Source organism: Micropruina sp. (genome assembly GCF_047602085.1).
Lineage (GTDB): Bacteria > Actinomycetota > Actinomycetes > Propionibacteriales > Propionibacteriaceae > Micropruina.
This window is the reverse complement of record NZ_JASGID010000007.1, coordinates 300,674-321,992: the sequence shown is the minus strand read 5'-3', so window position 1 is coordinate 321,992 and position 21,319 is coordinate 300,674. Positions and strand designations below refer to the sequence as shown.

20 protein-coding genes, 1 pseudogene and 2 riboswitches are annotated in these 21,319 nt (G+C 70.4%); of the genes and pseudogenes, 13 read left to right on the top strand and 8 right to left on the bottom strand.

Annotation, left to right across the window (positions count from 1 at the left end):
- Nucleotides 1–102 precede the first annotated feature (102 nt).
- The 3 genes from QM721_RS14010 (at nt 103) to cobU (ending at nt 3,142) form a co-directional block, all read left to right on the top strand.
- Nucleotides 103–855: a hypothetical protein gene (locus QM721_RS14010; RefSeq protein ID WP_415123040.1), complete on the top strand. Its 753-nt coding sequence runs from the start codon at nt 103–105 to the stop codon at nt 853–855.
- A gap of 190 nt (nt 856–1,045) precedes the next feature.
- Nucleotides 1,046–2,494, top strand: coding sequence for an NADP-dependent phosphogluconate dehydrogenase (gndA, locus tag QM721_RS14005; RefSeq protein ID WP_415123038.1), 1,449 nt, complete (start codon nt 1,046–1,048; stop codon nt 2,492–2,494).
- Between the two features lie 114 nt (nt 2,495–2,608).
- Nucleotides 2,609–3,142, top strand: a complete 534-nt coding sequence (cobU, locus tag QM721_RS14000) for a bifunctional adenosylcobinamide kinase/adenosylcobinamide-phosphate guanylyltransferase (protein ID WP_415123036.1) — start codon at nt 2,609–2,611, stop codon at nt 3,140–3,142.
- A gap of 208 nt (nt 3,143–3,350) precedes the next feature.
- On the opposite strand, the gene QM721_RS13995 is transcribed toward cobU, so the two are convergent.
- Both QM721_RS13995 and cobT read right to left on the bottom strand, forming a co-directional pair.
- Complete coding sequence (locus tag QM721_RS13995; protein ID WP_415123034.1) at nt 3,351–4,109, bottom strand: adenosylcobinamide-GDP ribazoletransferase; 759 nt, start codon at nt 4,107–4,109, stop codon at nt 3,351–3,353.
- Nucleotides 4,106–5,143 carry a nicotinate-nucleotide--dimethylbenzimidazole phosphoribosyltransferase gene (cobT, locus tag QM721_RS13990; protein WP_415123032.1) on the bottom strand — a complete coding sequence of 346 codons (1,038 nt, stop codon included), beginning with the start codon at nt 5,141–5,143 and terminating at the stop codon, nt 4,106–4,108. The genes QM721_RS13995 and cobT overlap by 4 nt, the downstream gene beginning before the upstream one ends.
- 143 nt (nt 5,144–5,286) lie before the next feature.
- Here cobT and QM721_RS13985 point away from each other — a divergent pair, with 143 nt between their 5' ends.
- On the top strand, nt 5,287–6,756 hold the full coding sequence (locus tag QM721_RS13985) for a cobyric acid synthase (RefSeq protein WP_415123030.1): 1,470 nt from the start codon (nt 5,287–5,289) through the stop codon (nt 6,754–6,756).
- Between the two features lie 93 nt (nt 6,757–6,849).
- Here QM721_RS13985 and QM721_RS13980 read toward each other — a convergent pair whose 3' ends face one another.
- The 4 genes from QM721_RS13980 to cbiT form a co-directional block, all read right to left on the bottom strand.
- Nucleotides 6,850–7,395, bottom strand: coding sequence for a histidine phosphatase family protein (locus QM721_RS13980; RefSeq protein ID WP_415123028.1), 546 nt, complete (start codon nt 7,393–7,395; stop codon nt 6,850–6,852).
- A gap of 133 nt (nt 7,396–7,528) precedes the next feature.
- A complete protein-coding gene (locus QM721_RS13975; protein ID WP_415123024.1) occupies nt 7,529–8,326 on the bottom strand; it encodes a CbtA family protein in 798 nt (265 codons plus the stop codon).
- 19 nt (nt 8,327–8,345) lie between these two features.
- Nucleotides 8,346–8,567, bottom strand: a complete 222-nt coding sequence (locus QM721_RS13970; protein ID WP_415123021.1) for a CbtB domain-containing protein — start codon at nt 8,565–8,567, stop codon at nt 8,346–8,348.
- Between the two features lie 29 nt (nt 8,568–8,596).
- A riboswitch (cobalamin riboswitch) is annotated at nt 8,597–8,736 on the bottom strand.
- Nucleotides 8,737–8,757: 21 nt separating this feature from the next.
- Nucleotides 8,758–9,327 carry a precorrin-6Y C5,15-methyltransferase (decarboxylating) subunit CbiT gene (gene cbiT / locus QM721_RS13965; RefSeq protein ID WP_415123019.1) on the bottom strand — a complete coding sequence of 190 codons (570 nt, stop codon included), beginning with the start codon at nt 9,325–9,327 and terminating at the stop codon, nt 8,758–8,760.
- A 58-nt stretch (nt 9,328–9,385) separates the two neighbouring features.
- Here cbiT and cobO point away from each other — a divergent pair, with 58 nt between their 5' ends.
- Genes cobO through cobC form a run of 3 tightly spaced genes read left to right on the top strand, consistent with a single transcriptional unit; the run spans nt 9,386 to nt 12,409 of the window.
- Nucleotides 9,386–9,991, top strand: a complete 606-nt coding sequence (cobO, locus tag QM721_RS13960) for a cob(I)yrinic acid a,c-diamide adenosyltransferase (protein ID WP_415123017.1) — start codon at nt 9,386–9,388, stop codon at nt 9,989–9,991.
- On the top strand, nt 9,988–10,809 hold the full coding sequence (locus tag QM721_RS13955) for a cobyrinate a,c-diamide synthase (RefSeq protein ID WP_415123015.1): 822 nt from the start codon (nt 9,988–9,990) through the stop codon (nt 10,807–10,809). The genes cobO and QM721_RS13955 overlap by 4 nt, the downstream gene beginning before the upstream one ends.
- Entirely contained in the window at nt 10,754–12,409 is a 1,656-nt protein-coding gene (gene cobC / locus QM721_RS13950) for an Rv2231c family pyridoxal phosphate-dependent protein CobC (protein WP_415123013.1), read from the top strand. The genes QM721_RS13955 and cobC overlap by 56 nt, the downstream gene beginning before the upstream one ends.
- On the opposite strand, the gene QM721_RS13945 is transcribed toward cobC, so the two are convergent.
- Together QM721_RS13945 and QM721_RS13940 are read right to left on the bottom strand one after the other, a co-directional pair.
- A complete protein-coding gene (locus tag QM721_RS13945) occupies nt 12,393–13,130 on the bottom strand; it encodes a cobalt-precorrin-6A reductase (protein WP_415123011.1) in 738 nt (245 codons plus the stop codon). The genes cobC and QM721_RS13945 overlap by 17 nt on opposite strands.
- On the bottom strand, nt 13,127–14,062 hold the full coding sequence (locus tag QM721_RS13940; RefSeq protein WP_415123009.1) for a cobalamin biosynthesis protein: 936 nt from the start codon (nt 14,060–14,062) through the stop codon (nt 13,127–13,129). The genes QM721_RS13945 and QM721_RS13940 overlap by 4 nt, the downstream gene beginning before the upstream one ends.
- 41 nt (nt 14,063–14,103) lie before the next feature.
- Nucleotides 14,104–14,233, top strand: a riboswitch (cobalamin riboswitch).
- Nucleotides 14,234–14,263: 30 nt separating this feature from the next.
- On the opposite strand from QM721_RS13940, the gene cobI reads away from it, so the two are divergent.
- The 6 genes and pseudogenes from cobI (at nt 14,264) to cobF (ending at nt 21,218) form a co-directional block, all read left to right on the top strand.
- On the top strand, nt 14,264–15,031 hold the full coding sequence (cobI, locus tag QM721_RS13935; protein ID WP_415123447.1) for a precorrin-2 C(20)-methyltransferase: 768 nt from the start codon (nt 14,264–14,266) through the stop codon (nt 15,029–15,031).
- Nucleotides 15,028–15,838: pseudogene (gene cobM / locus QM721_RS13930) on the top strand (precorrin-4 C(11)-methyltransferase); the annotation flags it as partial. The gene cobI and the pseudogene cobM, both read left to right, overlap by 4 nt.
- A gap of 184 nt (nt 15,839–16,022) precedes the next feature.
- The gene (gene cobJ, locus QM721_RS13925) at nt 16,023–18,551 is read left to right on the top strand and encodes a precorrin-3B C(17)-methyltransferase (protein WP_415123007.1); all 2,529 of its coding nucleotides are present in this window, start codon (nt 16,023–16,025) and stop codon (nt 18,549–18,551) included.
- Complete coding sequence (locus QM721_RS13920) at nt 18,548–19,813, top strand: CbiX/SirB N-terminal domain-containing protein (protein ID WP_415123005.1); 1,266 nt, start codon at nt 18,548–18,550, stop codon at nt 19,811–19,813. The genes cobJ and QM721_RS13920 overlap by 4 nt, the downstream gene beginning before the upstream one ends.
- A complete protein-coding gene (locus QM721_RS13915; RefSeq protein ID WP_415123003.1) occupies nt 19,810–20,457 on the top strand; it encodes a precorrin-8X methylmutase in 648 nt (215 codons plus the stop codon). The genes QM721_RS13920 and QM721_RS13915 overlap by 4 nt, the downstream gene beginning before the upstream one ends.
- Nucleotides 20,454–21,218 carry a precorrin-6A synthase (deacetylating) gene (cobF, locus tag QM721_RS13910; RefSeq protein WP_415123001.1) on the top strand — a complete coding sequence of 255 codons (765 nt, stop codon included), beginning with the start codon at nt 20,454–20,456 and terminating at the stop codon, nt 21,216–21,218. The genes QM721_RS13915 and cobF overlap by 4 nt, the downstream gene beginning before the upstream one ends.
- Nucleotides 21,219–21,319 lie beyond the last annotated feature (101 nt).

The window sequence follows — 21,319 nt, the reverse complement described above, 5'->3', positions numbered from 1 at the left end:
CCGAGCCTATGGCATGGCTGCCGTCCGGTAGCACGGCGTGCCGTTGGTTGCCCACCGCCTGGCCGGTGGTCGAGGGACGGTCGGGTCACTACTGTTGCCCGCGTGTTCGACCCGACCGTACCCACCAATCCGCAGCATCTCGACGCGGGGTCGGTGCGGGCCACCGTGGTGCGGTTGGACGCCCGGATCAAGACGCGTTTTCCGGCGCGCAACCTGACTCGGCTGCCCGGCCAACTGATCGAGGTGATCGACCATCTGAGAGCGCGGCAGGACGTCTGGCGCGACCGGCGGCGGTGGCTGGAACTGGCCTGCCGATTGGGCATCGCACTGGTGATCATCGGCCTGTTCGTGGCCCTCGCCCTGATCGCGTTCCAGTCCTCCGCCGACGGCGAAGCCCACGGCTGGGGTTGGCTGGGCGTGTTCGAGTCGCTGGTCAACGACGCGGTGTACGCCGGCATCGCGGTGTACTTTCTGTGGGCATTGCCCGACCGGTTGCAAAGGCATGGCGATCTGGCCACGCTGCAACGGCTGCGCTCGCTGGCCCATGTTGTCGACATGCACCAGCTGACCAAAGACCCCGAGCGACTGCGCTCCGATTTCTCCAGCACCACCGCCACTGTGCCGCTGGGCCTGACCGCGATCGAACTGGCCAACTACCTCGACTACTGCTCCGAATTGCTGTCGATGGTGGGCAAGACGGCGGCCCTGTTCGGCGAGCACACCGACGACCGCACCACCCTGGCCACCATCGCCGGCATCGAAGAGCTCACCACCAACCTGTCGAACAAGATCTGGATGAAGATCAGCCTGCTGCCCGCCGCGGTGCGTCGCACCGGTGCCCGCGGCGACGAATGAGCCATAGCGGCAGACGACCCGGGGCAGGCAACCGGCCGATCGGGGGCGCATGCGTGTGCCGACGGCCACGATGGTGACCCGCGGACGGCCTCGACGGCCGGGTTTTGTCCATCACGCCGGGTCATGGCCCCCAAACCCGTCCCGACTTTGACATGATCGACGCGGCAGTTCTTCGACAATGAGGTGGCAGATGAGCGACAAGACGGGCAGTGCACAAATCGGCGTGGTGGGCATGGCTGTGATGGGGTCGAACCTGGCGCGCAACTTCGCCAGCAAGGGCTTCACGACCGCCGTCTTCAACCGCACCTACGCCAAGACCCAGGCGGTCGTGGCGGCACATCCCGAGGCGAACTTCATCGCCTCCGAGACCGTCGAGGATTTCGTGGATTCGCTGGAGAAGCCACGCCGCATCCTGATCATGGTCAAGGCCGGCCCGGCCACAGATGCCACCATCGACTCGCTGCTGCCCCACCTCGACCAGGGCGACATCATCGTCGACGGCGGCAACACCCACTTCCCCGACACCCGTCGGCGCGAGAAGCGGATCGCCGAGTTGGGCTTCAACTTCATCGGCTGCGGCATCTCCGGCGGCGAGACCGGCGCACTGCTCGGCCCGGCGATGATGCCGGGCGGCCCGAAGGACTCCTACGCCCACATCGGCCCGATCCTGGAGAAGATCTCCGCCCAGTACGACGGCGAGCCGTGCTGCACCTGGATCGGCCAGGACGGCGCCGGCCACTTCGTGAAGATGATCCACAACGGCATCGAGTACGCCGACATGCAGTTCATCGGCGAGGCCTACGACCTGCTCAAAGCCGCCGGCCTGTCCGCCGCCGAGGCGGCCGACGTCTTTGCCCAATGGAACACCGGCGACCTTGACTCGTACCTGATCGAGATCACCGCCGAGGTGCTGCGCCAGGTGGACGCCACGACCGGCAAGCCGCTGGTCGATGTCATCGTGGACGCCGCGGGCATGAAGGGCACCGGCACCTGGACGGTCCAGTCCTCGCTCGATCTGGGCGTGCCTGCCGCCGCGATCGCCGAGGCTGTGTTCGCCCGCGCCGCGTCCGGCAGCGCGTCACTGCGGGCCGCAGCCCGGGCTGCGCTGCAGGGCCCCGACGGCACCATCACGGTGGACGACCGGGAGGCGTTCGTCGCCGACGTCCGCCAGGCGCTGTGGTGCGCCAAGGTGATCGCCTACGCCCAGGGCTTGCACCTGATCAAGGTCGGCGGCGAAGAGTACGGCTGGGACATCGACGTGGCCGCCTGCGCCCGGATCTGGCGCGCGGGCTGCATCATCCGGGCGAAGCTGCTCGACCGCATCTCCAACGAGTACGCGGCCGGCAACCTGGAGACCCTGTTGGAGGCGCCGTCGATCAGTGCCGAGCTCGCGTCCAGCAACGGCGCCTGGCGCCGGGTGGTGGCCCGGGCGACCGAGGCCGGCGTACCGATTCCCGGTTTCAGCTCGGCGCTGTCCTACTACGACCTGGTGCGTGCCGACCGGACCAACGCCGCACTCACCCAGGGCCTGCGGGACTTCTTCGGTTCGCACACCTACCGGCGGATCGACAAGCCGGGCACCTTCCACACGGTGTGGTCGGGCGACCGGTCCGAGATCGAGGCCGAAGACACCCACTGATCGGGCTGCCCGCTGGTCGAGCGGGTGGCCCTGGCGGGCGGCAGCCTCCAGCACGGCCCCACCTGTTGTCACCGATCACCGCGAGACTCGCCCGGGGCGAGATATGGTTCGGCGGTGGCTCGTGTGCTGGTGACCGGTGGAGTGCGTAGCGGCAAGTCGCGCTACGCCGAGGCACTGGTTGACGCGTCGGCGCCGGCGATCTACCTGACCCCGGGCTTTCCGGCTGATCCGGCGGCTGACCCGGAGTGGGCCGCGCGCGTGCGCGCACATCAGGCCCGGCGTCCGGCCGGTTGGCGCACCGTGGAAACTCTCGACCTGGCCACAGAGATCTCAGCGGCCGAATCGCCGGTCTTGGTGGACTGCCTGGGCGTTTGGGTCACCCGGCTACTCGATTCGTGGCAGGCCTGGAGCGCCGACCCCAGTGCCTGGGGCAACGACTTCGACACCGAGGTGAGCAGGCTCGTCAAGGCCGTGGCCCGCTGCCCACAGGTGGTGCTGGTGACCAATGAGGTGGGCTGGGGCCTGGTTTCGGAACACCGCTCGGGCCGGCTCTTCGCCGATCAGTTGGGGCGGGTGAACCAGGCCGTTGCGGCGGCCTGCGACCAGGTTGTGCTGCTGATCGCCGGACGGCCCTTGACCCTCAGTTGACCCTCGCCGAAATGCCAGGTCTCGACAAGCTCGACCAACACACCCACCGCTGGTTGAGCCCGTCGAAACCCCTACCCAGAGCACCCCGCCAGAGATCTCGACAAGCTCGACCAACACACCCACCGCTGGTTGAGCCCGTCGAAACCCCTACCGAAAGCACCCCGCCAGAGATCTCGACAAGCTCGACCCGCCAAAGCTCAGCGCCTTCCTAGGCGCAGGTCACCACGACCAGCAGGGTGAAGGTGAGTTCGACGAGCGCCCCCAACACGTCCCCGGTGATGCCGCCGAACCGCCTGATGCAGCGGCGCAATAGCAGCACCGAGCCCAGCAAAGCCACCGCGACGGCCAGCACACCCAGCCACCACGGCCGGCCGGCGAGCACACCTAGTCCGCCGAGCGCGACGGCCGATCCGGTCCACAGCGCTGCGGCCGCGGCACGGGGTACGGAGCCGGCGAACAGGGCACCCAGACCATCGTGGCGGGCGGCCGGCACACCGCGGGCGCAGCCGAGCGGCAGCGCCACACGCGAGGCGACCACCAGCCCGGCCACCTGAAGCCACCCCCACGGCACCCCGAGCACAGCGCCCAGTCCCGTGGCCTGGGCGATCAACACGAGCACGAGGGTTGCGGCGCCCATCGGGCCGATGTCGCCGCTGCGCATCACACGCAGCGCCTTGTCGCGGTCGGGCCCAGAACCGAGACCGTCCACGGTGTCGGCCAGCCCGTCCAGATGAATGGCGCGCGTGCCGAGCGCGAGAACGCCGATGCAGACGACGCCCGCGAGCAACGACGGCAGCCCCAGCCGCGACCCGGCCCAGCCGGCCAACCCAGCAGCCAGCCCGACCGGCGCAATGGCCAGCCACCCCAGCAGCATCGCGGCCCTGGCCTGGCGGCGCCCGATGGACGCCGTCACCGGCACCGGAATGACGGTCAAGAAGGCCAGCGCGAGCCGCAAGCCACCGATCACAGGAGGTCCCTGAGCTGAGCGACGTCGACCAGCCCGGCCACGGCGGCACGCAGAATCGGCACCGCGACGAGCGCCCCGGTGCCTTCGCCGAGCCGCATTCCCAGGTCGAGCAGCGGCACGAGGCCAAGGCGTTCCAGCGCGGCGGACTGGCCCGGTTCGGTCGAGCGGTGACCGACCTGCAACCACGGAATGATCGCCGGGTCGATGGACGCAGCAACTGCGGCCTCGGCGACCGCGATCAGCCCGTCCAGCAACACCGGCACGCCCCGACGAGCGCTGCCGAGCATGAAACCCACAGCGGCGGCGATGTCGGCCGAGCCGAGTGCTGCCAGCCGACTCACCGGATCTGTGACCGATCCCGCGGCGCGTGCCAGGGCGGCCTCGATGACGGTGGTCTTGTGAGCCAACGCCGCGTCGTCGATGCCGGTGCCACGGCCCACCACGGCACCGGCAGCAAGCCCATGAGTCGCGGCGATCAGCGTGGCGGCAACGGTGGTGTTGCCGATGCCGAGGTCGCCCGCGATGAGCAACTGGGCACCATCGGCGACCTCTTCGCCGGCGATCCGGTCGCCCGCCGCCAGCGCCGCCTCGACCTCGTCGCGGGTCAACGCGTCTTCGACATCGATGCGCCCCGAGCCGCGGCGCACCTTGAAACGAGTGATCTGCGGGTCGAGATCGTCAAAGTCGGCGTCCACCCCCAGGTCGTAGAGCCTGACCGCCACGTGGTTCACCGCGGCCAGCGCCGACACCCCGGCGACCCCGGCGGCGATGCCACGCACCATCGCCGGAGTGACCGCGGCCGGATAGGCCGAGACGCCGTCGGCCGCCACCCCATGGTCGCCGGCGAAGACGACGACCCGCACGTCGTCCAACTGTCGCGGCGGGCACACCCCCTGGCACCCGGACAACCACGCGCCGATTTCCTCCAGCCGCCCTAGTGCGCCCAACGGCTTGGCCTGGCCGTCGCTCAACTGCCGAGCCGCCGCGGCCATTGCCGCAGCCGGGGGCGTGATGGGGCCGGCACTGATGGTCATATCTGCCTTTCGGGGTAGGGCGAGCGTCCGTCTCTTGCACTGTTTCACGTGAGGACGACCCGTACCGGGCAAAGTGTGATCTAGGCCAGGCTTGTGATCGGGCCAGAGCAAGAGAAGCAGTGCGATCGGTGGAGGGAGCGCCCGTGACCGGATTGTTGATCGCCGGGACCAGTTCGGACGCCGGCAAGTCGCTGATCACAGCCGGGCTGTGCCGGCTGCTGCATCGCCGCGGCGTGCGTGTGGCCCCGTTCAAGGCGCAGAACATGTCGAATAATTCGATGGTCTGCTCCGACGGCTCCGAGATCGGAAGGGCCCAGTACCTGCAGGCCATCGCGGCCGGCCTGGAGCCCAGTTCGGCGATGAATCCCGTGCTGCTCAAGCCCGGCACCGATCGGCGATCGTTCATCGTGCTGCGCGGCGAACCGGCCGGCACCCTGGAGGCCGGACAGTACGCCACCGGGCGCGCCCACCTGGCCGAGGCTGCCTTCGCCGCCTACACCGAACTCGCCGCTCGCTACGACCTGGTGCTCTGCGAGGGTGCCGGCTCCCCGGCCGAGATCAACCTGCGCGCCGGCGACTACGTGAATTTCGGCCTGGCTCGCCAGTTCGGGCTGCCGGTGGTGCTGTGCGGCGACATCGACCGCGGCGGCGTGCTGGCCTCCATCTACGGCCATTGGGCGATCGCCGACGAGCCCGACCGCGACCGGCTGGCCGGGTACCTGATCAACAAATTTCGCGGTGACCAGTCGGTGCTCCACCCGGGCCTGGCTGAGCTGACCCGCCGCACCGGGCTGCCCTGCCTGGGCGTGGTGCCCTGGCTGCCCGAGGTGTGGCTCGACGGTGAGGACGCTCTGGCGTTCGCGAACTGGCCCCGCATTCCCGGCCGAACCGGCACACTGCGAATCGCCGCGATCAGGTTTCCGAGAATCTCGAACGCCACCGACCTGGACGCCCTCGCCGCCGAACCCGGAGTGGACGTGGTGGCGACGACACGTGTCGCCGAGGTGGCTGAGGCCGATCTGGTGGTACTGCCGGGCAGCCGCTCGACGCTGGCCGATCTGGCCTGGCTGCGGGAGCGCGGGCTGGCCGACGCCCTTGTCGCCCGGGCCGCGGCAGGTCGTCCGATTCTGGGAATCTGCGGCGGTTATCAGATGCTCGCCCGCAGCATCGACGATCCAGTGGAGTCGTCTGCCGGCATGGCCAGCGGGCTCGGGCTGCTGCCGACGCAGGTCAGCTTCGGCGCGGCCAAGGTGCTGGCCCGGCCCAGCGGAGGCTGGCGGGGGCACCCGGTGACGGGCTACGAGATTCACCATGGGGTGGTCACCGCTGACGGCGGCGAACCCTTTCTCGACGGAGTCCGGCAGGGCAACACCTGGGGGACGATCTGGCACGGCACCTTTGAGAACGACGCGTTCCGCCGAGCCTGGCTCAGCGAGCTGGCCACCACCGTCGGTTCCACCTGGACACCCGCTGCCGACGCCCGCGGGTTCGCCGCCCGCCGTGAGCACATGCTGGACAGTCTGGCCGACGCCCTGCAATCGTGTCTGGACGTGGAAGGGCTGCTCGCCCTGGCTGATTTTCGCTGGTCGAGCTTGTCGAGACCTCGAATATGAATGCTCCGGCAACGGGTTTCGACAAGCTCAACCAGCCAGGCAACGGGTTTCGACAAGCTCAACCAGCGATGGGCGCGATGATCTGCGCTTCCTTCAGCCGCGGCTGGGCGGCACCAACGATTGCAGCCGCCAGGTGCCATGGGTGAGGCTGACCCGGGCGATGGTGCCGGGGGCGACGTCTAGGTGCAGCAGCGACTCGGCGTGAGCGCCCAGCGCGTGCACGCCGGCAGCTCGAACCGTGAGCGCCGAGGCGATCACCGTGGCGCCGCGCACCGGCCACTCCCCCGCATCGAGCACCGACCCGATTCGCTGCAGGTGAGTGGCGAGCGACTCGCCACCGTGTGGGCAGGCGGTGGGGTCATGCAGCCAGTCCTGCAAGCCTGCTGGGTCACGTTCGATGACCTGCCGCAGCGCCAGCCCGTGCCAGGCGCCGAAATCGGGGCCGGCCAGACCGGCCAGCGGCACCGGCAGCGCACCGGTACGGGCGGCCGCCTCCCGGCAGGCGACTTCGGGTGCGCAGTAGACGGCACCCTCGGGGCGAATCGTGATCGGCACACCCCCCAGCGGGTCTCCGGCGTCCCCGAAGACCGCTTCCCGGTGAGTTGCGGCGGGCCCGGGAGCAACCAGGATCAGTTTCATCGCAGATCTCCTCCCCAGCACCCCAGCCGCTGTCTCGACAGGGTCGACCAGTGTCTTCACCGCTGGCCGACCCTGTCGAAATCCCTCCTCACGCGGCCCAGCCGAGGTATCGACGGGCTCCACCAACGCTGCTCTACCGAACGCCGGCCAGCGACGCCTCGCGAACCGGCGCGACCCGGCTGACGGACAGCCGGTGTGTAAGCTCGCCGAGCACGACTCCCATGACGGCCCAGAGCACGGCCTGGGTGACCAGGCTGGAAAGCCGGAACTCGTACAGCAGCGAAGCCGGAAATTCGGCCGGAACCTCGTCGTAGCGCGGCATCGCGGCCAGCGCGATCAACGAGATCACCAGGTAGGTGCCGACGCCCGCCAGCCCGGCGTACCAGGCGCCGAGCCTCGGCAGCAGGTGGCGGGCCAAGTAGAGAGCGAGCGCGGCCGCGATCGCCGAGATCGCCATCATCCCGAAGTAGAGGGCGGTCCGATAGCCGATCGTCTCCCCGTGACCGACCGCCGGTGGATTGGGCGGGTAGATCAGGAAGGGCACGAAGAAGATCGTCACGAACCCGACCCCGACTACTGCCATCGACGTGGCCCGGGCACTCCTGCGCCCGAACCGGCCGAAGGCCAGGCCAGTGCCGATGCCGGCAAGGCCGCCGAGCGCGGTGCCGAGCACCAGCATTCCGGTCGCCAAGCCGAGGGTGGACTGGAGGCTCCGGGGCACCTCGGTGCCCGAAGCCTCTTCATCGGCCGCCGGCTCGTCGGCCGCTGGCTCGTCGGCCGCGGTGCCATGGTCGTGGCTGCCTCCGGACTCTTCGATCGCGATCGACGCGGCGACCGCCGGCTCACCGCTGACGTACCCCACAACGAAGGCGGCCAGACCGGCAACAAGACCAGCCAGCAGGCCACGAACAAGAAAATCCCGCAATGTCATCAGAACAAACCCTCCGGGCTCAGTGGCAGGGGAAGCCGAGCAGGTGGCGGGCGTCATGCACCCACTCATGGACGGCATTGCCGGCCACCATCTGGGTGGCACCCTGCTCAGCACCGACGAAGTAGATCGCCAGCAGCGCGATCAGCGCGGCGAACAGGATCCACGGCCAGGATTCGCGGATCGACAAGGTGGGCAGTTCGACGGCGATAGGTTTCGCCGAGGCGGTAGAGGCAAGACTCACGGTAGGGCTCCTTCCGAGCTGATGCGGCCCGTCAACGGTCTGCGGGGGTCGGGTCTGACTCGGGGGATTCCCCTCACAGTGGCGCAACCGCGTCGGATTTTCACCGACTTCCGGATCGCCCCGCACGGCCATTATTGACCTACGGGGCGACCGCCGCAGGCGCTTCGAAAAACCCGCTGCGCCGGGGCACTCAGCCCCGCACGACCGCCCAGGCGGTGACCGTGCGGGCGGGACGGAACCCGGTGAACCGTCCGATCGGTTCGGCGGTCTCGACCGCGACCCGGCTCAACTCCCCGCCCCAGGAACGGTAGGCGCCCAGCAGCACGGCATCGGAGTCGGCCGTAACCGAGTGCACGACCAAGCGGCCCCCACGACGCAGCACACCCCAGCAATGCCGCAGCACCGCCTCGTCGACGCCACCGCCGACGAATACCGCATCGGGGTCGGGCAGCACGCCCAGCGCGGCAGCGATGTCGCGCTCGACGATCCGCACCTGGTCGTTCACCGCATGGCTCGCGACGTTCGCCCGAATTCGCTCGGCGCGTTCGGCGTTGCGCTCCACCGCGATCGCGCGGTTGCCCCGCGACAGCCGGCACCACTCGATGCCGATCGAACCGGTGCCCGCGCCGAGATCCCACAACAACTCGTCACCGACCGGGGCAAGGGCAGCCAGCGCACTTGCCCGCAACACCCGTTTGGTGAGCAGCCCGTCGCTGGCAAAGGCATCGTCGGGCAGGCCAGCGGTCAGTTGTCCGGTCACGGCCCGACTCTAGGGGAGCCTGGATCGTGGGCCGCTTCGATGCGGCAGAATCCCTGCCATGACCATTACCCCGGGTTGCGGCCACGCCCTCACCACCCGGCAGCGCCGACGGCAACCGGCCCTGATCGTCAATACCGGCGACGGCAAGGGGAAATCCACCGCCGCCTTCGGCACGGCGTTGCGCGCCTGGCACCAGGGCTGGTCGATCGCGGTGTTTCAGTTCATCAAGTCACCCGATTGGCGCAGCGGTGAGCGGGAAGTCTTCGAGCGGCTCGACCGGCTGCACCGCGAGAGTGGGGTGGGCGGACCGGTGAGCTGGCAGGCGGTCGGGGCCGGCCGGACGGCCACCCGCAAGGGGTCGGATCGTGAGGAGCAGGCACGGGCGGCGACGGCGGCCTGGGCGGAGGTGCGCCGGCGGCTGGCCGCCCAGCAGCACGACTTCTACGTGCTCGACGAGTTCACCTACCCCCTGTCGTACCAGTGGCTGGATCTCGATGACGTACTGGCGGCGTTGGCCGGCCGTCCGGGCACCCAGCATGTGGTGATCACCGGACGCCGGGCGCCGCAACCGTTGCTCGACGCCGCCACCACGGTCACCGAGATGACCAAGGTGAAGCACCCCTTCGACGACGGCCAGAAGGGGCAGGCGGGCATCGAATGGTGACCCTGCCGCGCCTGGTGGTGGCCGCGGCGGCGTCCTCGGCCGGCAAGACGACGATCGCCACCGGCCTGATGGCCGCCTTCACTGCCCGGGGGTACCAGGTTGCCGGGTTCAAGGTGGGCCCCGACTTCATCGACCCCGGCTATCACGCGCTGGCCACCGGCCGGCCGGGTCGCAACCTCGACCCGGTGCTCACCAGCGAACGGTTGGTCCCGGCCCTGTTCCGCCACGGCATGCAGACCGGCTCACCCACGCCGGCGCGACTGGCGATCATCGAAGGCGTGATGGGGCTGTTCGACGGCCGGCTGGGCAGCGACGGGTTCGGGTCGACCGCCCACGTTGCCCGGCTGCTCAGCGCGCCGGTGCTGCTCGTGGTCGACGCTGCCGGCAGCTCGCGCACCGCCGCCGCCGCGGCACTCGGGGTGCGCGATTTCGACCGCCGGCTGAACGTGGCCGGGGTGATCGTGAACCGGGTGGCGAGCGCACGTCATGGCGCCGAATTGGCCCGGGTATTCGAGGCGGCCACGCTGCCGGTACTCGGCATCGTGCCCCGCACTGGCCGGGTCGTGGCTCCGTCGCGGCATCTGGGGCTGGTGCCGGCCGCCGAACGGCACGAGTCGTCGGCCACCATCGACGCCCTCGCCGAGCACCTGGCCACTCACGTCGACCTGGCCGCCGTAGCCGACCTGGCCGCGGCCGGCACCCGACCTGGGCGCCTCGCCCTGGCGGCCCGACGATGTCGTCACGCCGGTCGTCGGGTCGCCGATGGTCGGGGTGCTGGCCGGACGAGCCTTCACCTTTCGCTATGCCGAGACCACTGAGTTGTTGCAGGCGTTGGGCTGCCGGGTGCTGCCGATCGACCCGATGCACGACAACGAACTGCCGGCTGGCCTGGCTGCGCTCTACGCCGGCGGGGGGTTCCCGCAGGTGCATGCCGCCGAGCTGAGCGGCAATGCCTCGTTGCGAGCCGAACTGGCCTGTGCGATCCGCGACGGCCTGCCGACAGTCGCCGAATGCGCGGGGCAGCTCTACCTCGGCGAGCATCTCGACGGCCACCCGATGGTCGGTGTGCTGCCCTCCTCGGCCCGCATGACGCCGCGGCTGAGCCTGGGCTACCGGGTGGCGACTGCACCCAGCGACACGCTGCTGGCTGCCGCCGGAACCGAAGTCACCGGCCACGAGTTTCACCGCACCCAGACCCTGCCCTCGGCGGGCCCACGACCCGCCTGGCAGTGGAACGGCCAGGCCGAGGGCTTCTCAAGCGACCCAGGCGAAACCGGCGTCGCGAGCCTGCACAGCTCGTACCTGCACCTGCACTGGGCCGGTCACCCCGGGCTGGCGCAACGGTTCGCCGAGGCTGCCGCGCAATTCGCCACGCCTGGTGCCCACCAGCACCGCACGGCACCCGCCAGGGCGGACGGCATCGACCTGCGTCACCACGGCGACCGCGACCTGTCCCCCGGCCTGGTCGATCTGGCCGTCAACGTGCTGCTGCCCGAGCCGCCCGCCTGGCTGGCTGCGGAGATCGCCCGGCTCACCCCGCCGCTGGGTACCTACCCCGACGCTCGCGAGGCGCGGCGAGCGATCGCCGCCCGGCACGGCGTCGACCCGGCCATGGTGCTCCCCACCGCCGGCGGCGCCGAGGCGTTCACCCTGATCGCCCGCACCCTGGCACCGGCCCATCCGATGGTCGTGCACCCTCAGTTCACCGAGCCGGAGGCGGCACTGCGCACCGCAGGCGTAGCCGTCCAGCGCTGGCTGCTGCCGTTGCTGGACGATCCCCCGGCGCTGGCCGACCTTCCGGCCTGGGCCGATGCGGTGTTCGTCGGCAACCCGACCAATCCGACCGGACGGCTGCACCGGCGATCCGACCTGCTGGCCGCGGCTGGCGATCGGCTGCTGGTGGTGGACGAGGCCTTCATGGACGCCACCGACGAGGCCGAGTCACTGATCGAGCCAGCGATGCCCGGCCGGCTGGTGCTGCGTTCGCTGAGCAAGACCTGGGGGCTGGCCGGGCTGCGGGTCGGCTATGTGGTGGGCGATCCGAAGCTGGTCGCTCGGCTGGCCGACGCCCAGCCGCCGTGGTCGGTCTCGTCCCCCGCCCTGGCCGCGATGATCGCCGCCAGCAGCGACCGGGCGATCGCCGAGGCCCGGCATCGCTACGCCGAACTTGCCCGGGGCCGGCAGGAGTTCACCAGCCGGCTCGCCGCGGCCGGCTTTCCCAGCCTGCCCTCGTCCGCGCCCTTCGTGCTGGTGAACACCTCTGCCTGCGGGGTGGCGTCGGTGCGTCCAGCCCTGGCCGCGGCCGGTTTCGCCGTCCGGCGCGGAGAGTCTTTCCCGGGCCTGGGCCCCACCTGGATTCGGGTCAAGGTGCCAAACGATCCGGACGCCTTCGTCGCCGCCCTCAGTGCCTGCCGGTGACCCAGCGCAACGCCGCATCGACCGAGTCGACGATGGGCACGCCGGGCAGGTCAGGCGGACGGGCCACGATCACCACCGGAATGCCGAGTGCGGCTGCTGCGTCGAGTTTCGCCGCGGTCTGGTCGCCGCCGGAGTCCTTGGTGACCAGAACGTCGATCCGGCGGCTCAGCAACAGGGCGCGTTCGGCGGCGAAGTCGAAGGGTCCACGGGCCGCCAGCACCTCCCAGCCGTCGGGCACCGGGGTCTGGGGAGGTTCGACCACTCGGAGCAGCACGTAGCCGCCCTGCCAGCCGGTGAACACGGCGGCCGACTGACGTCCGACGCTGAGAAAGACCCGATGCCCCACACCTTCCGCGACGGCCCGGGCATCGGCCAGCCGGGCCACCCAGTGCCAGCCCGATGCGTCGGGCCGAGTTCGCCAACTGGGGCGTGACAGGCGCAGCAGCGGGGTGCCCTGGTGCCGGCAGGCAGCGGCCGCATTCGTGCTGATCTGCGCGGCGAACGGGTGCGTCGCATCCACGACGCGGGCGATCCGGTGGGTGCGCAGGTAGTCGACCATTCCGGCGACGCCACCGAAACCGCCGACTCGCACCTGGCCGGCCGGCAAAACCGCCGGTGAGGCCGCCCCCGCCAGCGAACTGACCACCGGCACCCCCGCCTCGGCCAGCCTCGCGGCCAGGGCGCGGGCCTCCCCGGTTCCGCCCAGCAGCAGAACGGTCATCGCCGCCGACGCCAGGCGATCGCCATCGCCAGCACCGCCGAACCGAGCCCGACAGCGTGCGCCAGTCGCACCCCCCGGGCCAGGTCGGGCGGGGTTGGCGCCGCTCCGGTGCCGAGTTCGCCGCGGTCCTCGGCAACCCCGTCATAGACGTTGGTGCCGCCCAGGGTGACCCCGAGCGCCCCGGCGAAGGCCGCCTCGACCACGCCACCGTTGGGGCTGGGGTGGGCGGGCGCCTGTTCGGCGACCGCGTGGGCGGCATCAGCCGGATCGCCGCCCACCACCGGGGCCAGGCCGGCGGCCAGCGCGCCGGCGAGCCGGGCGGGCAGCCAATTGGCCAGATCGTCGAGCCTGGCGGCAGCCCAGCCGAAGTTGCGGTAGCGGGGGTTGCGGTAGCCGACCATCGCATCGAGCGTGTTGACCGCCCGGTAGCCGAGCAACCCGGGAATCCCGGCGACCGCACCCCACAGCAGCGGAGCCACCACCGCGTCGGAGGTGTTCTCCGCGACCGACTCCAGGGTGGCGCGGGCGATCTGGTCGGCGTCGAGTCCGGTCGGGTCGCGGCTCACCAGGTGCGGCAGTCGGGCGCGGGCGGAGTCCAGGTCGCCGGCCGCGAGCGCGTCCGAGATGATCTGCGCCTCGCGGGCCAGTGAACGTCCGCCCAGCACCGCCCACGTGGCCACGGCGGTCGCCAGACACTCGGCCACCGGGTGACCCCGGCAGGCCCATCGCAGCACCCATCCGGCCCCGGCGGCGGCACCGACCAGGGTGCTCGTGAAGACTGCGCCGGACGAGCGCGAGTCGGCGTAGACCCGCTGTTCGAGCTCGTCCGCCACTCGCCCGAAACCGGCGACCGGGTGGTAGCGCGCCGGGTCACCCAGCGCCTGGTCGGCCAGCCAGCCCAGCCCTAGGCCGGCCGCTGTGGCGATTGTCATACCTTGTCACCCGATTGTGCTGAAGCCCCACATTGCGTCGTCGAGTCTGCCAGACTGAAGAACCGACGCGGCAACGATTATGAGGAACTCCGGTGTGATTCCGGGGCGGTCGCGCCACTGTGACCGGAGCGATCCGGAAGTCAGGAACTCTTCGTTGCCGCCGAGCGACACCCATCGGGCGCGAAACCTGAGGAGGCTCCCTTGACGCACCCTGCCCTGATTCACTCGCCCACGCTGATCGGCGTCGGCGTGGGGCCCGGCGACCCCGAGTTGATCACGGTGAAGGGCGCAGCAGCCCTGCGCTCGGCCGACGTCGTGCTGGTTCCCGAAACCGACACCGGCACCGGTGAGGTCGGCCGCGCCGAACAGGTGGTGCTGTCCGCTTGCCCCGAGGTCGCCGCGCGCGTGCGGCGGGTGCCGTTCAGCATGTCCCAGCGCGCCGGTGTCGGCGCCCAACGGCGCAAGTCGTGGGAGGCGTCCGCCCACGCGGCCGTCCAGGCCTTCGCCGGCGGAGCCGCCAGCGTGGCCTTCGCCACGGTGGGTGACCCCAGCGTCTATTCGACCTTCTCGTATCTGGCCGACCACGTTCGCGCAGCGGTACCCGACCTACACGTCGAGGTGATCCCCGGCATCACAGCCATGCAGGCGCTGGCCGCCGTCAGCCGGACGCCCCTGGTCGAGGCACAGGAGGTGCTCACCCTGGTGCCGGTGACCGCAGGGCTGCAGCAACTGGCCGAGGCGCTGGAGCATTCCGACACCGTGGTCGCCTACAAGGGCGGACGCCACCTGGCGGCGGTGCTCGACCTGGTGCGGCAATGCCGTCCGGAAGCCACTGGCGTGCTGGGAACCGACCTAGGGCTGCCCGAGCAGCGACTGGTCGCTCTCGATGCGATCGACGCGACGTCGGCGCCCTACTTCTCCACCCTGCTGGTCGCCCCGGCCCGCACCGCGACGGGGGGTCGGTTGTGAGCAACCCACCAGATTCTTCTCGTGCGCCACACTCCTTGGGGCAACGCCACGGTGAGGTCGTGTTCGTCGGCGCCGGCCCGGGCGCACCTGATCTGATCACGCTGCGCGGCGCCCAGGTGATCGCCGAGGCCGACATCGTGATCTGGGCCTCCAGCCTCGTGGACGCCGCCATCGTCGCCGGCGCCAAGCCGGGCGCCACGGTGATCGACTCGGCCAGCCTGCCGCTGGAGGGCATCGAACCGCTCTACCGGCGGGCCAGGGACGAAGGGTTGCTGCTGGCCCGGGTGCACACCGGTGACCCGTCGATCTACGGCGCGACGGCCGAACAGCGCAGAATCTGCGAGCGGCTCGGCATCGCCCACCGCACGATTCCGGGAGTGTCAGCCTTCTCGGCCGCCGCTGCCCGAGCAGACGCCGAGATCACCGTTCCCGAGGTCTCCCAGACCTTGATCCTGACCCGGCTGGAGGGCGGCCGTACCCCCATGCCGCCCCGAGAGACGGTTCGCGGCTTCGCCGCCCACGGCGCCACCATGGCGCTGTATCTGTCGGCGGCGCGCAACAAGGCTTTGCAACACGAACTGCTGGCCGGCGGCTACCCGCCCGAGACGCCGTGCATCGTCGGTTACCGGGTGAGTTGGCCCGATGAGCTCATGCTGCGCTGCCATCTGGGCGAGTTGTCGGCCACCATGGCGCAGTACAAGCTGTGGAAGCACACCGTGGTGCTGGTCGGCCCGGCGCTCGGCGCCCAGGGCGAAACCCGTAGCCACCTGTACCACCCCGGCTTCCGCCACGAGTACCGCGATGCCGAGGGCGCCCCGCCGGTGCCAGCACCGGACACCATTCATCGACGGCCGCGCGGCTCGTCTGACTCCACCGGTGACCGGTCGGCGACACCCGGCGCCGGGCCGGGTGGGCCGCCCGCCGCACCCCCGAGTGCGCAGACCCGCCGCTCGGCGTCGGCAACCCTCGCAAGCAACGTTCAGAGGCCACGATGATCACCGTGTACGGCTTGCTCGGCGCGCCAAGCCCACAGCTGCGCGAGGCCGCCGCACGCGCCGACGTGGTGGTGGGCGGACGCCGCCATCTCGACGCCCTGAACGTCGAGCCGGAACGCCGGATCACCCTGGGCGCCCTGCGAATCGCGGTGCAGCAGGTGCGGCAATTGCGCGACTCCGCCGCGGTCGTGGTGATCGCCAGCGGTGATCCGCTGTTCTTCGGCATCGTGCGTTCGCTACGGGCGGCAGGCTTGCGTCCGGCCGTGGTACCCGCCGTCTCATCGGTCGCCGCCGCCTTCGCCGCAGTCGGGCTGCCCTGGGACGACGCCGCCGTGGTGAGCGTGCACGGGCGTCCGTTGCAGCCCGCACTTCGGCTGGCCCGGTCCACCGGCAAGGTGGCGGTCTTCACCTCGGCCGAGAATGACATCCGGCGACTCGCTGAAAGCCTGGCCGACCTGGAACGCTGGTATGTGCTGGCCGAGCGCCTGGGCGAAGCCGACCAGCAAGTACGCGTGCTGACCACCGCTGAGGCGATGGTGACCGAACCCCGCGAACCCAACGTGGTACTGATTCTCGACCGCCCACCGTCCGCCGACGACGCACCCTGGCCCGGTGACATCGCCGGTGCCCAACCGATCGGCTCCCCCGAGTCCGTCGGGGACGGTTCCCGATGGTCCATCGGCCAGGTCACCTCGGGCGCCGCCAGCCTGGCGCGAGCGGATCAGATCGACGCCATTCTCGGCGTCGAAACGAAGCGCTACACCGAGGGTGCCCGCGCCGGCCTTCCCCAAGCCTGGGCTGCGTGCGACCTGATCGTCAGTCATCTAGCCCTGGGTGCCACCACCCGGATCATCGCTCCCCTGTTGCAATCAAAGAAGACCGACCCCGGCGTCGTGGTGATCGACGAGACCGGACGGTTCGTCGTGCCGCTGGTCGGCGGGCACAGCGGCGGTGCCAACGCCCTGGCCAGCCAGCTCGCCGAAGGGCTGGGCGCCACAGCGGTGCTCACCACCGCGACCGATTCGACGGGCGTGGCGGCACTGGACACCCTCGGCTGGGCCTACCGCGGCGATGTCGCCGCGGTCACCCGGGCGATCCTGGACGGGCATCCGGTCGATCTGGTGCGCACCAGGCCGTGGCCGCTGCCCCCGCTGCCGCCCAACGTAGGCTCGACCTCCAGCATCGTCGGACGAGATTGCCGCGAGGGTGCCGCCACCGAGACTTCGACAAGCCCAACCAGCGGCGGCCGCGTTGAACAGCCGCTCATGGCCGGTGCCGGCGGATCGCCAGCGGTGGCCCGGATCGTCGTCACCGACGAGTTGGCCGCCCCGCTGGCAGCCGCACGCGAATCGGGCGGGTCAGCGATGGCCGAGCCGGCCCGCACCACACCCACCGTCGTCTTGCATCCTCCCTCGTTGATCGCGGGCATGGGGTGCAATCGCGGAACAAGCGCCGCCGCACTTCGCGACCTGCTCGAACGAACGCTGACCAAGGGCGGGCTGGCAATCGAATCGCTGGCGGCGATCGCCTCGGTGGACGCCAAGGCCGACGAGGCCGGCCTGATCGAACTGGCAGCAGAGTTGCGGGTTGGGTTCCGCACCTTCGACGCCGCCACTTTGGCGGGCTTCGACGTGCCCAACCCCAGCGCTCATGCCCAGGCCGCCGTCGGCACCCCAAGCGTCTCCGAGGCGGCGGTGCTGGCCGGCGGGGCTGACCTGGTCGTGCCGAAGCAGAAGACTCCCGAGGCCACCTGCGCCATCGGACGGCTCCCGGCCAGCGGCAAGCTGTGGGTGGTCGGGCTCGGCCCCGGCTCCCGCGATCTGACCACGCCCCGGGCACAGCAGGCGATCCGCAATGCCGCGGTGGTGGTCGGCTATCGGCCCTACGTCGAGCAGGTCACCGATCTGATCCGGCCGGGCACCGAGGTGCACTCCTCGGGCATGGGCACCGAGGAGGCGCGCACCGCGCTGGCTATCGCCAAGGCCCGCGAGGGCCGCCGGGTGGCGCTGGTCTGCTCGGGCGATCCGGCGATCTACGCGATGGCCTCTCCCACCTTGGAGCAAGGCACCGAGGGCATCGAGGTCGAGATCGTGCCCGGGGTCACGGCCAGCCTGGCGGTGTCGGCCATTCTGGGCGCTCCGCTGGGCCACGACCACGCCACCATCTCACTGTCAGACCTGCACACCAGTTGGCAGAACATCGAGCAGCGGCTGCAGGCCGCCGCCGAGGCCGATCTGGTCACCGTGCTGTACAACCCGCGCAGCCGCACGCGCCTGATGCACCTGCCCCGGGCGCTGCAGATCTTCTCCGCGCACCGGCCGGCCGGCACGCCGGTGGCCGTGGTTGAAGAGGCCTGCCGTCCCGACCAGAAGGTGACCACTGCCACCCTGGCCGATTTCGACCCGGCCTGGGTCAACATGAATTCCCTGGTCGTGATCGGTTCGTCGACCACTCGCTACCTGCCCACCGGACGCGGTGCCACTGTCATGGTGACCCCGCGTGACTACCACTGGATGAACCAATGACTACTGCCCACGTTCCCGCCCCGACTGATCCGGCTGCTGTCCCGGCCAGCCCGCCGCCCCTGGTGATCGCCGGTCACGGCACCCGGGTGAACGCCGGCGCCGAGGCTGCTTTCGCGCTCGTCGAGAAGGTGCGCGCCCTGCTGCCCGGGGTGCGGGTCGAGGCCGGTTTCGTCGAGCTCACCCCACCGACCATCGATGAGGCGCTCACCGAGGTGCTGGCCGACGAGCCCGCCGCTGTGGTGGTGCCGCTGATGATCGGCACCGGCGGCCACGTCCGCGAAGACATTCCCGAGGCGATTCGAACCGCCAAGACCAGCTTTCCCGACGCAACGGTGGTGTACACCCGCCACCTGGGTTCGCCGGCCCCGATGATCGCCGCCGTGCATGCCCGGATCGCCGCTGCCCGCGGCGAATGGGCCGCCGATCAGACCGACGTGCTGATGGTCGGACGCGGCTGTCAGGTCACCGATGCCAATGCCGACCACGTGCGGCTGTCGCGGGTGATCTTCGAGTCCGGCGGGTATCACCAGGTGCTCTCGGCGTTCATCCAGGTCGCCCGGCCGTCGCTGCCCGAGATTCTGCGCCAGTACTACGCCTCAGGCAGCCGCCGGATCGTCGTCATGCCGCACTACCTGTTCACCGGCCGGCTCGACCAGTGGGTGCACCAGCACGTGGCTGATTTTCGCGCTGAGCATGCCGATGCCGAGATCCGGGTGGCCGAGGTGATCGGCCCCTGCGACGAGCTCGCCCACGTGGTGGCCCAACGCTATAAAGAGGGTGCCCTGCGGGCCCGGACCAGCGCCGGTTCGCCGGCCTATCTCGCCGGCCTGCTGCTGAACGGACGCAAGGTCGTTGTCGTCGGCGGCGGCTGTGTGGCTCGCCGGCGCGTGCCCGCCCTGCTGAAGGCCGGCGCCAGAGTCGAGGTGATCTCTCCCGACCTGCACGCCTCGCTGAATCCGCTGGCCGAGTCTGGTGCGATCGCCTGGCATGCCCGGCCGTTCACCCCGTCCGACCTGGACGGCGCCTGGTACGTGCTGGCCAGCACCGATTCGGCCGCCACCAATGCGGCGGTCGCCCAGGCGGCCGAAGAGCGTCACACCTATTGCGTGCGAGCCGACCGGGCCGCCGACGGGTCTGCCTGGACCCCCGCCACCGGCGAGGCCGCCGGTGTGACCGTGGCCGCGATCACCAGTCACGACCCGGTGCGCGCCCGGCGAATCCGTAACCGGTTCATCGAAGTGGTCAACGAGGAGTCGCTGTGACCGACCCGACAGCGGTGACCTATCAGTACCTCACCGACGGCGCCGAGATCTATCGGCGTTCGTTCGGCACCATTCGGGCCGAGGCGAACCTGTCGATCTTGCCGGCGGACGTCGCCCACGTGGCGACCCGGATGATCCACGCCGCAGCCCAGACCGACCTGCCCGAGCACCTGGGCTACAGCGCGGGCGTCGTCGAGGCCTGCCGGGCCGCCCTGCAGGCCGGCGCACCCATTCTGTGTGACTCGCAAATGGTGGCCAGCGGGGTGATTCGGGCCCGGCTGCCCGCCCACAACGAGGTTGTCTGCCACCTCGGCGAACCGGCACTGGCGCAACTGGCCCAGCGATTGAGCACCACCAAGACCGCCGCCGCGGTCGAACTGTGGAAGCCCCGCCTGGCTGGCGCCGTGGTGGCGATCGGCAATGCCCCGACCGCGCTGTTTCACCTGCTCGAAGTGGTCCGCGACACCGGGTTGATGCCGGCCGGCGTGATCGGCATACCGGTCGGCTTCGTCGGTGCCGCCGAATCGAAGCGGGCCCTGGCCGACAACCCGTTCGGGCTGGAATACCTGGTGCTGCACGGCCGCCGTGGCGGCTCGGCGATCACCTCCGCCGCCCTCAACGCGATCGCCAGCGATACCGAATGAGCCGTGAACTCGCGTTGATCGGCATCGGTGCCGGTGATCCCGACTGGGTGACGCTGCAGGCGGTCGCCGCCCTGCAGCAGCTCGACGTGCTGTTCGTCGTTCTCAAAGAACAGGAACTGGACGATCTGGTCGAAGCCCGGCAGGTCGTCGTCGAGCGTCACCGCACTCGGCCACTGCGCACCGTCGAACTACGCGACCCGCCCCGTCCTTGGCGAACGGCACCCGACTACCCAGCGGCGGTGGCCCGGTGGCGCGAGCAACGGCTGGAGCAATGGGGCGCGGCGATCTCCTCCGAACTAGGGCACGGCCAGACCGGCGGCTTTCTGGTCTGGGGCGACCCCAGCCTGTTCGAGAGCACCCTGGCGATCGTCCAGGAATTGCGCCGTACCAGTCCCGAACCGATCGAACTGCGGGTGATCCCGGGGGTCAGCTGCGTCCACGCGCTCACCGCCCGCTTTCAGATTCCGCTCAACCGCCAGGGCCGAGCTGTTCAGATCGCTCCCGCCCGGCTGCTGGCAGACGGCGTTCCAGCCGGGGTCGACGATGTGGTGGTCATGCTCGACGGCCGTCAAACCTTCGCAGCGATCGACCCCACCGGCCTGGACATCTTCTGGGGTGCCTACCTCGGCACACCCGATGAGATCCTGATCGCGGGCGACCTCGCCCAGGTGCGCCAGCGGATTCTCACGGTCCGAGCCGAGGCCGCCGCCGGTAAGGGCTGGATGTTCGACACCTACCTGCTGCGGCGCCGAATCAGCTAGCGACGCGCTCATTTTGCGCCGGTCGAGCTTGCCGAGACCTCGATCTGATTGCTCTGGCTAGGGGTTTCGACAAGCTCAACCAACACTCGACACGCCGACCA